Origin of the sequence: Kandleria vitulina DSM 20405 (assembly GCF_000702065.1) — a bacterium.
Lineage (GTDB): Bacteria > Bacillota_I > Bacilli_A > Erysipelotrichales > Coprobacillaceae > Kandleria > Kandleria vitulina.
Genome location: NZ_JNKN01000047.1, coordinates 1 through 10973 on the forward strand (window position 1 = coordinate 1; position 10973 = coordinate 10973).

11 protein-coding genes are annotated in these 10973 nt (G+C 33.7%); 1 reads left to right on the forward strand and 10 read right to left on the reverse strand.

The window, feature by feature from the left end:
* The 8 genes from T513_RS0108715 to T513_RS0108755 form a co-directional block, all read right to left on the reverse strand.
* Window positions 1-524, reverse strand: a 524-nt coding sequence (locus T513_RS0108715) for an IS110 family transposase (protein WP_031589796.1), incomplete at its 3' end; no start/stop codon positions are given.
* A gap of 107 nt (window positions 525-631) precedes the next feature.
* Window positions 632-1741: a metallophosphoesterase gene (locus tag T513_RS0108720; RefSeq protein WP_031589797.1), complete on the reverse strand. Its 1110-nt coding sequence runs from the start codon at window positions 1739-1741 to the stop codon at window positions 632-634.
* Between the two features lie 72 nt (window positions 1742-1813).
* Window positions 1814-2392 (reverse strand): hypothetical protein, encoded by a 579-nt coding sequence (locus T513_RS0108725; RefSeq protein WP_056995141.1) that lies wholly within the window; start codon window positions 2390-2392, stop codon window positions 1814-1816.
* 41 nt (window positions 2393-2433) lie between these two features.
* Window positions 2434-3237: an ATP-binding cassette domain-containing protein gene (locus T513_RS0108730; protein WP_029072574.1), complete on the reverse strand. Its 804-nt coding sequence runs from the start codon at window positions 3235-3237 to the stop codon at window positions 2434-2436.
* Window positions 3224-3448 carry a hypothetical protein gene (locus tag T513_RS0108735; RefSeq protein ID WP_029072575.1) on the reverse strand — a complete coding sequence of 75 codons (225 nt, stop codon included), beginning with the start codon at window positions 3446-3448 and terminating at the stop codon, window positions 3224-3226. Before T513_RS0108735 ends, T513_RS0108730 begins: the two co-directional genes overlap by 14 nt.
* An 89-nt stretch (window positions 3449-3537) precedes the next feature.
* Window positions 3538-4902, reverse strand: coding sequence for a hypothetical protein (locus tag T513_RS0108745; RefSeq protein ID WP_155266086.1), 1365 nt, complete (start codon window positions 4900-4902; stop codon window positions 3538-3540).
* Between the two features lie 707 nt (window positions 4903-5609).
* Window positions 5610-6287 (reverse strand): GntR family transcriptional regulator, encoded by a 678-nt coding sequence (locus T513_RS0108750; RefSeq protein WP_031589802.1) that lies wholly within the window; start codon window positions 6285-6287, stop codon window positions 5610-5612.
* A gap of 20 nt (window positions 6288-6307) precedes the next feature.
* Window positions 6308-8227: an aconitate hydratase gene (locus T513_RS0108755; protein ID WP_029069835.1), complete on the reverse strand. Its 1920-nt coding sequence runs from the start codon at window positions 8225-8227 to the stop codon at window positions 6308-6310.
* Between the two features lie 128 nt (window positions 8228-8355).
* On the opposite strand from T513_RS0108755, the gene T513_RS0108760 reads away from it, so the two are divergent.
* Window positions 8356-10221: an ABC-F family ATP-binding cassette domain-containing protein gene (locus tag T513_RS0108760; RefSeq protein WP_029069834.1), complete on the forward strand. Its 1866-nt coding sequence runs from the start codon at window positions 8356-8358 to the stop codon at window positions 10219-10221.
* Window positions 10222-10232: 11 nt separating this feature from the next.
* Here the strand turns inward: T513_RS0108760 and T513_RS12030 are convergent, their stop codons facing one another.
* A complete protein-coding gene (locus tag T513_RS12030) occupies window positions 10233-10619 on the reverse strand; it encodes a VanZ family protein (protein WP_031589803.1) in 387 nt (128 codons plus the stop codon).
* Window positions 10620-10719: 100 nt separating this feature from the next.
* The coding region (locus T513_RS0108770) for a transposase (protein ID WP_238551738.1) at window positions 10720-10973 on the reverse strand (254 nt) is incomplete at its 5' end.

Here is a 10973-nt window from a genome sequence, read left to right on the forward strand (position 1 = left end):
AGGTGTGCTGGAATCCATCTTGAATTGCCGGGATAGCGCAGTCCAAGTCTCAAAAGAAATGCATTGATCTGCTGCTTGATCCTTTTCAGCTGTGTCTTAAAACAGCCCATCATTCGGATGTACTCCTTGGTCTTGACATCTTCGTGATCCGGAACATAGACCGACTTGTAGGAATTGTTTGCCAGGTTTGTCGCAATGTTTCTGGCATCTCTTCTGTCGTTCTTTAGCACTTTGTTCTTGGCTGGTTTCTGCATAGTTGAAGGAGCCAGAATGACGCATTCTATTCCTCTGGCTGCAAGCTCCCAGTATAAGGAATATCCAAGACATCCTGCCTCATAGCCAGTCTTGACCTGAGCTTCAGGATTGCCAGACAGATCCCTTGCATTTTCAATAAACTTGGCAATCAGATCAGAATCGGCTGTGATTTTTGTTTCGGCTAGAATCTCACCTGTTGCATCGCTAACCGCGCATAAACTATACGTATTCTTATGGACATCCATACCAACATAAATTATACTATTCATAGTGACCTCCTATTGTCGTTATGGTAACAACTCATTATATATTTTTCATTCTTATTATGAGTTTAAATCCACGTTTTGACAACTAGGAGGTCATTTCATATTATCTCCTATTTTATTTTAATATTGTGATAAGGAATCCAGCCTACCTGCCCGTCATAGATTCCATAGGCATATTGTCCATATACTCCAATTAAAGCAATTTCATCTTGTTTTTTGACATCAAGAAAAGCATCTGTGTAATCATCTAGACAATAGTAATCTTTGTTTCTTATGTATAAGAATTCATTCTTAATCATAAGAATCTGATGTGTTTCTTCTTGATAGCATTTACTGAATTGTGTTCCTTCTTCTAGAACTTCTACTTTGTAATAAGGAAAAGCTATCTTATGGCTATCATGATATTGAGGGTGATAATCCTCTGTGATGATTGCTTTAGGAAGGGGCTGTACTTTCTTTTGGTGAAAAGTGACTTCTCCGTTTTTTGAAGTGATGATCAATGCATTAAGTTGAGAAATCATTTTTACACCTGTCCCACCATCAATAGAGATAATACGTTTCTTTTCGTCGTAAAGGATATCATTGTTTATTTGTCCTTCACGATAATTTGAAGTAGGAAGATGACCAACAATGACTGTTTCTTTTAAAAGATGACCATAATCCATAAAATGCTGGAATTCCAGGTAAGAAGAAAGACCACACTGTTTATAATCTTCTCGTGGTTCAAGTCCAGCATGTACAAAGATGAAATCATTGAATTTCAATGTTGTGGGAAGATGCTCACAAAAGAGCAGTTCATCATGAAGCTTGCGGGCAATATCTCTTTGAATACCTAGTGGTGTTTCATGACCATCTTCATAATGTCCTTCATTGTACAAGGTTCTGACAATGCCATTGGAAGAAACCCTTTTTAAATATAATGGGATTTCTTTCGCTAGTTCCGGTTCACTCATGATGGCACAAAGTGCCCACTCACAATTTCCCGTTAAGACATAGACACGTGGCAGTTTAGAGAGTTCCATAACATAGTGAATAGTCTCTAGCACCTGATCCCCTTTTTCAATAAAGTCTCCAAGAATGACAAGATAGTCCTCACGTGGACGATATTGTACTTTCTTAAGTAATGCCTTAAAGCGATCAAGGTGTCCATGTATATCTGAAATGGCGATTAAGCGATAATCTCCTTTTACACACTTTGTTAAATGTTTTGGCGCTAACATGCTTACAACTCCTTTTCCTTATTGTACTCAAAAGTGTTCTTTATGGAAAGCAAAAGAGGCGCACTTACGCCTCTATCGATATTCTTTATGTTTTTTTATTGCTAAAAGGATACTTACAAAAATAAGTACAAATAAGAAGATACCATGATTCATCAAATCATAACTGCTTAGTTTAAAGCCAGGATAAAGATAGTTGAAGACATTGTAGTCTACTAAAAAGAAATAGTAGAACATGTTCATCAAAATAAGAAGAATGGTAGATAGAAGAGGACTATTGAAGATATAAATAAGAATAGTTTCTATAATTGATATTTCTATAAGGAGTATAAGACATTCTATAAAGCATCCATTATTTAACTGGAAAAAGTGACATATTCCCATAAGCCATATAAAAGATAAGATCAAATAGATAAGCATAATGGGTATCAAGTATAAGATACGATGCTTTAATAATATTCGCATTACTTCTTCCATATCTTTTTCAAAGAGATGATGTGTCATCATGAAGAAATACAACGGGTAGATAATACTCGTATAAAATCTTATCTTTGAGAATACTTGTACTTCAAATTCTTCTTTTTCACCAATAAAGTTTAATTTATACTGATATAAAAAATAGAAACATAATCCCCATAATAATACAAGTATCATAAAGCCCCACTTATTTATTTTTATTTCTTTTCTTATATATCTCATTTTATTCCCTTAAAGTAGTAGATATAGCTATCAGATAAGGTTTCTTCACAAGGTTCTCCTCTGTCCTCATCTGAGATAATACGAGAAATGCTTTGCTTATTTTGATTGAAGTATTCACTGATAATGAAATCATTTTCTTTTACTTGTGAAGTTGGAACTTCATAAACACGGTTATGTGTTAACTTAAGGAAATCATCTTCATTAAATACTTCTATCTTATGATCTTTTAAAAGTAAGATTTCATCCGCTAATCCTTCTATGTCTTCTACAATATGTGTAGAAATAATACGTGTGTTATTCATACTATGGGACATAATTGTCTTAAAGTGCATACGTTCTTCTATATCTAATCCAGTTGTTGGTTCATCTAGAATAATTAAATCAGGATTTCCAAGCATACTTTGTGCTATCCCTAATCTTCTGATCATTCCACCAGATAATGTAGAGCATCTATCACTGCTTTTATCTAATAGATGAACACTTTCTAATACTCGATTGATTTCATCTTCTCTTTCTTTTTTATCAATCTTTTTTAAGAAACAAAGATAATCAAGAAAATCATAAACTATCATCTCTTTAAATGCTCCAAAATGCTGTGGAAGATAACCAATTAATCCATTATCTCCCTTGATTGTTCCACCATTGATAGGAATAAGACCACAAATACAACGTAGAAGCGTCGTCTTTCCTGCACCATTAGGCCCAAGTAGAGCGTATGTCTTATTTTCTAGATGTAAATCAATATGATCTATAACTGTCTTTCTTCCATATTTTTTTAGTAGACCATCAACCTTTATCATTTAAATTCACCCCCATTTTATTTAATATTTCCTGATCAGATGCATTCTTAGAAAGCATTTTTGCACATTGTTTAATGAAGTAAGAACTACCAACATTATTGACAGCCTGTATTATTGCTTTTGCATATTCTTTATTTTCATATTCTTCTTTACATGTCCTAATGAGTTCTTTGATGTATTTCTCTTCATCAATATCAAATGAATATCCCATTATTTTAGATAATATCTTACTTCTTGAATTCTTTAAAAAGATAGTATTTAGAACATTTTACAATATTCCATTGATACAATATGTGGGATTTATATGTTTCCATGCCAATCCCTCCTTGTCTTTACCTGCATCTTTTTAAATATTTCTTCATCACTATAATCTTCTATAAGCATTTTTACACTTTGCTTAATAAATTGTTCTTCGCCCACATTCTTGACGGCCTGCTTTATATAATCCTTATATTTGAGTTCATCTTCTGCACATGAAGATAATAATTCATTATAAATACTTTTATAGGGAGCTTTCATATCTAAAGAGGATATTGAAAAATTATATAATTTAGCTAGTTTAGATGAATGTGTATTCTTATTAAGATAGTAGGACATAGTACTATCTATACTTAAGGAATACAATAGAGCATCATTAGTAAGAATATAGTCATCGTAGATTATATAATCATTGTTAGAGTAGTTTCTACCTAAATCATCAGATACGATTATGATTTTCTTCTGATCTAAATGAACATCTAGATCAAAGACATCCTTTATTATTTCATTTGTCTTTTTAATATTATCTTTGAAATATGTTTCTAATGGAGCATTTTTATCTTTAGAAGTATACACCAACATATTTTTTATGATGGGATCAGAAAGAATCTTAATCTTTCCACCAATTAATGTTAAAGAGTCGCTATACCCTTTGTATGTATTATCTAGATTAGTAATCGTCTTACATCTTGTCTTAAGATGCAATTCATAATAGCTCTTATTCTTATTGTAGATATTATATCCTTCTCCCATATCCGGATACTCTAAGAACAATTGCTGCTTTCCAGCAAAGGGATACCAAGCAAAGAATCCTGGCAACATGATGGACTGATCATTGGAATAGTATTTAGGATGATATCCTTCATAGATGATCTGAACATTGGTATTCTTCATCTTCCTGTTAAGATATAAAGCAATATGATCCTTATTGATCTTATAGTTCTTCATATCTTTACATACAATCTTTTTAACATGATAATCATGACTCAATGTCAGCCAGTAGACATCACTTTCTTCTTTCGCATGCATATTCATGCTTACATCTGCCTGTAGATATCGATCAATATCGATATTCATCTTGTAAGAAGCAATACTGTAGTTTGTATCTTGCTTCTTGATGGACTGATCCATTGTCTGATCATAAAAGCCATAATCTCTTAGATCATGTCTCAACGCTTCATCATCTAATCGATAATAGCTGTAAGGCAATGTACCATAGATAATCATTGTTAAAGCGGTAATAAGCGAGATTGCCTTACATATCTTATGTCTTATGGAAATAATCAAGAATAGACAAAGAAAAGCAAATAAAAAAAGATTGATGATTCTTGGCTTTTCAAGCTGAAGTCCATACTGTAGATTCATTGCCCACTGTCCATTATTATAAAATAGTCTAAAGCAATTCATAAAAGCATCTGGAATACGTGATAGCAATGGTGAAGTGACACTTATTTTTATAGAGTAGAATAGTGGACTAGTAATAAATATGACTATTAAATATACAATAAAACCTAAGATTCGATGTGTTATCTTAAAGATAAGATACACAATCATCTGAAAGATGATAATGGGAAATAACACATTAATGCTAAAGGTAAGAATTAAAAAAATGAGCGAGTCTTTTGTATAATACTGAAATAAAACAGTAGCCAATAATATAAAAAATATAATGAGACTCCACAATAGAATAATAGTGCTCATAAAAATCATTAGAGACGTAGAGTGATGAAAAGGCGTACTTTCCATCACTTCCTCTGTTTTTTGTTGGTGACTTCTATATAATGAATAAAATGTCACTAAAGAAAAGGCAACCGCTATGTAATAAGAAAAACGACTGCTTTGTAACATTGGTGAAATAAGAGGCTGTTTCATATAGAGATAGCTTCCCATTAACCAGATTGATGATAAATAGATTAAATAAATAACAAATCTTATTGGTGAATGTCTCATGATTTTTAATTGATATTTGAGATGATCCATATTATCCCCTTCCCTCTATGTAATTTTGTATTATCTTCTAATTTAAGTGTATCCCTATTTTAAAATAAAAACAAAAAAAAACGACCAACGGTCCTTTTTTTCGCTGAATGGCAAAAAATAGTCCTTTATAAGGACTATTTTTTCTGTGATGCATAATATTTTCTGACTAGCATCTGTGTTTTCTTGATATGTGTTTTTATCACGTCGATAGCCCCTTCGGCATCACGTTCTTTAATAAGATTCAAGATTTCACGGTGCTCTTCTAATGAAGTATCAAGTCTTTCAATTGGACGTAGTGCTCTTTTTGATGTGACTGATACATAATAATGAATATCTGAAAGCAGCTCTTGGAAATAAGGAGACTGCGTAGATTGATAGATCATTTCATGATATAGAATATTAAGTTCACCTAGTTTACCTTGATCTCTTTTCATTGTATAGAATTCCATAAGTTCGAAAACTTCCTGGATCTTTGCGAAATGGATGTCATCCATTCTCTCTATGGCAAGTTTGATGGCTAAAGATTCTAATTGAATTCTAATTTCAAACATGTCATCAATATCTCTAGGTGAGAATCCTTTGACATATACCCCTTTATTAGGAATACTTTCTGCTAATCCTTCTAGTTCTAGCTGTTTTAAGGCTTCTCTTATTGGGGTACGACTAATATTAAGTTCTTTTGCAAGAGAGAGTTCATTTAATTTATCTCCTCTTTCATAGTCTCCATTTAATATCCTATCTCTTAGCAATTCAAAAATCTGTGTTCCCAATGATCCATGTCTTCCAGACTCAAATATTGGATTTGATGCCATAACTTACCTTCTTTCTTTATTTAGAAATCACCGCCGATTTCTTTAATTGCATTTAATAATCCACCATATTCTATCATAACTTTCTCTCTTTTAGAAAGTGTTAAAGTCGCATTAATTGTTTTTCCTGTTGTATCATTAGAAATAACAACCTCTTTATTATCTTCAACGCTTTCTTTAAGATTGTGGAATGTGAATGAATCTTGATCATTGAAGAAGTCATAATCTTCTTTCTTAATAACAAGTGGAAGAATACCATTGTTAATTAAGTTTGAACGATGAATACGTGCAAATGATAAAGCAACTACAGCCTTGATCTTTAAGTAGTTAGGTACAAGTGCAGCATGTTCTCTTGATGATCCCTGTCCATAGTTGTCACCACCAACAATAAATCCACCATTGTTGGCAACTGCTCTCTTATAGAAATCAGGATCTACTTTATAGAATGAGAATTTTGCAAGATGTGGGACATTTGAACGATAAGGAAGAAGTTTTGAATCTGAAGGAACAATATGATCAGTTGAAATATTGTCTCCTACTTTTAATACCATCTTTCCAGTATAGCTGTCTGTAAGCTTTTCTCCTCTTGGAACTGGCTTGATATTTGGTCCCATATAGACTTCATGATTTGGATCATAATCGTTAATGAAGTAATTAGGATTCTTAATAAATGGAGTCATTGGTACTTCTTCTAATGCTTCATAATCACTGAAGTCACTTGAGAAACATCCTTTAATAGCTGAAAGTGCAGCTACTTCAGGTGATACTAAGTAGACACTTGCATCATTTGTACCTGAACGTCCTTTAAAGTTTCTATTAATTGTACGAAGTGATACCCCTTTAGATAAAGGTGCCTGACCCATACCGATACATGGTCCACATCCACATTCTAGAATACGTGCACCTGCATGAATCATATCTGCTAAGGCACCATTTTCTGATAGCATTGCTAAAATTGAAGATGACCCTGGTGCAATAACTAATGAAACATTGTCGTTAACACGATGTCCTTTTAAGATAGCTGCAGCATGCATCATATCGTTAAGTGATGAGTTTGTACATGAACCAATAACAACCTGGTTGATTGGCATACCTTCTAATTCTGTAGCAGATACTACAGCATCTGGACTATGTGGTTTAGCAACCATTGGTTCTAATGTAGAAAGATCAATATCTAATCTTTCATCATAAGTTGCATCTTCATCAGCACTCATTTCTACATAATCTTCTGCACGACCCTGCTGTTTTAAATAATCTAGCGTACGTTCATCAGTTGGGAATACCGAAGTAGTAGCTCCTAATTCTGCTCCCATATTACAGATAGTAGCTCTTTCAGTTAAAGATAAATCTTTAATACCTTCTCCTGTGTATTCTACAATCTTATTAACGCCGCCTTTTACAGATAATTCCTGAAGTACTTTCAAGATAACATCTTTAGCACTTACGAATGGTTTTCTTTTTCCTGTTAAGTTAACCTGTAAAACAGATGGACAAGATAAATAATAAGTACCAGTTGCCATTGCCACTGCAACATCAAGTCCTCCTGCTCCAATCGCAACCATACCCATAGCACCACATGTTGGTGTATGTGAATCACTTCCGACTAAAGTCTTTCCAGGTTTAGAAAAGTTTTCTAACTGAAGCTGGTGACATACTCCATTACCTGGACGTGAGAATGTGATTCCATGTTTTTTCGCAACTGATCTAATAAATTCATGATCATCCATATTTTCAAAACCAGTCTGTAACATATTATGATCAATATAAGCTACAGCCTTTTCAACAGCTACATGTCCAACATTCATCGCTTCAAGCTGCAAGTAGGCCATTGTACCTGTACTATCCTGTGTTAAAGTCTGATCTATCTTAATCGCAATTGGTGTACCTGCGACTAATTCTCCTTTTTGTAAATGGTTGTTTAAAATCTTATAAGCTAGATTCATATTCTTTCCTCCTCTTATTGTATACAATTATACATAACAATCATAAAAATACAATATCTTACTGATAATCTTTTGCTTTTTTCTTCTTTTTCTTCCTAATTATGATAGAATAACACCGGTGATGAAATATGATATTATCTTGTTCATCTCTTACGAAATCCTATCTTGGCAAGGATGTATTAAAGGATGTATCGTTTAAGCTAGAAGAACATGACAAGCTTGCGATCATTGGTGTCAATGGTGCAGGTAAATCAACGCTTCTTCGTATTCTTCAGGAAGAAGAACATGCGGATTCTGGAGAAATATCTTTTAATAAGAACATGAAGCTTGGATACTTATCTCAGGAACATGCTTTTGATCTTGAGAAGAGTATCTATGATACATTAAAAGAACCTTTTGAGGATCTCATCGTTATTGAAAAACGTATGCGTGAACTTGAAAGTCTGATGTCTACATCCTCAGATCTAGATGGAATCATGAGAGAATATGATACATTAACACAAAAATTTGAGCATGAAAATGGCTATGAGATGGAATCTCGTATCAAAGGTGTACTTAACGGGTTAGGCTTTGAAGAAGATATGTGGAATGCCCCAATGGGTATTCTTTCTGGTGGACAGAAGACACGTATTGGTTTAGGACAGCTTCTTTTAAGATCACCTGATCTCCTATTGCTAGATGAACCTACAAACCACCTTGACCTTGATTCTATTGAATGGCTAGAAAACTATCTTAAAAACTATAGTAAAGCTGTCATTGTCGTATCCCATGATAGATACTTTATTGATCAGGTCTCTAATATGATCATGGAAATAGAGAATGGGAAATCTACTTTATATAAATGCAGCTATGAACAATATGCGACTATCAAGAAGCATAATCGTGATGTTGAATTGAAGCATTATCTTAATAATCAAAAAGAAATCAAGAGAATGCAGGATTCTATTGATACTTTAAAATCATTTGGTAGAGAGAAACAGGTAAAACGTGCTGAATCTAAAGAGAAAGCTTTAGCCAGAATGGAAAAAGTTGATCGTCCTGAATCTCTTCCTTCTCATATCCGCTTTGCCTTTGATCCAGAAGTTGAATCAGGATATGATGTCTTAAAAGTAGAAGACTTAGCCATGGCCTTTGATAAACCACTTTTTGATTCTCTTTCTTTTGATGTCAAACGTGGTGAAAAAGTCGGACTTCTTGGACCTAATGGTATTGGAAAAACCACATTCTTCCACTTATTGCTAAATGACTATGCACCAAGATCTGGACGTATCAAGATTGGTGTAAAAGTAATGATTGGCTACTATGATCAGGAACAAAGATCATTAAATCCAAGCAAGACCATCTTTGATGAAATCAGCGATGCTTTCCCAAGAATGACAAATACGGAAATAAGAAATATCTGTGCGACTTTCTTATTTAGAGGGGATGATGTCTTTAAGACTATCGATTCCTTGTCCGGTGGAGAAAAGGGACGTGTTGTTCTTATTAAGCTTCTATTAAATAAAGCGAATTTCCTTGTTTTAGATGAACCTACAAACCATCTGGATATTCAATCAAAAGAAATACTTGAAGATGCTCTTCTTGATTTCCCAGGAACCATCCTCTTTATTTCCCATGACCGTTACTTTATCAATAAAATAGCTACAAAGATTGTCGATATGAATGCTCATGGAGCAACAACTTATATCGGTGATTATGATTATTTCATGGCACATAAAAAAGAGGAAAAGGCTGCTGTTGAAAAGAAGGTCAATAAAGATTATCTTGAAACTAAGACTCAACGCTCTATGGATCGTAAGATTAAAAATAAGATCAAGAAAGTTGAAGAACAGATTTCTTTACTTGAAGAAGAAATCAATAATCTAGAACAGTTGCAGACAACTGATGAAGTTATCAATGATTACGAAAAATACAATGAAATAACTGCGCAGATTGAAGAAAAGAACAATCAGCTAGAAGAAAAAATGGAAGAGTGGGAAGCTCTTAATGAATAAGCCAGACACATTTAATGTGACTGGCTTTTCTTTATTAAATAGAAGACTGTCATAAAAATAATAGCTCCACTTAAATCAATGAGACAATCAGTAAAGCATCCTGCTCTTCCTGGGACAAATGTCTGATGCCATTCATCTAAACAGGCAAAAAGAAATGTCATAATCAGTGAAACTAGAATATGATGTTTCTCTAATGTATGAGAGAATCCATAATACAATGTTAATGAGAGGACACCAAATTCACTCATATGTGCAGCTTTTCTAATTAACAGTATGACTGTTTCTTTTGAGAAAGGCAAAGTGACAAGATGATTTAGCCACTCATATATCTGATAAGAAAGACTTCCTGACTGTTCTCCATTTTGAGCAGAGAATCCAAATATAAAGAATAATATGATACAAGATGGTGTGAACTACCACCCACCTAAAGGTAGGTGGCTTCTAAGAACCTGACGGTTCTATTTAAGAAGTTTGATATTTAAGTTTCCACCCGACAAGTCAGGCAATCCTTATTCTTACAGGCGTGTCCACTTCGCCTCTACCGTATAGGATGTTAACATCCACAACGCTACTTTTACGCATGATGTTCAATGCGCCATTAACATCCGCATTGATTATTTTCCCGCTTGCGGTTTTATATTGCCCTCTGTGTATTCTTTTGCCGCTAAACTGATATTCTCTTGGATTATCAGCATTGTAAACAGGAATGTCATCTCTATCCCAGAATGATGATTTTGATGTATAGGACTCTT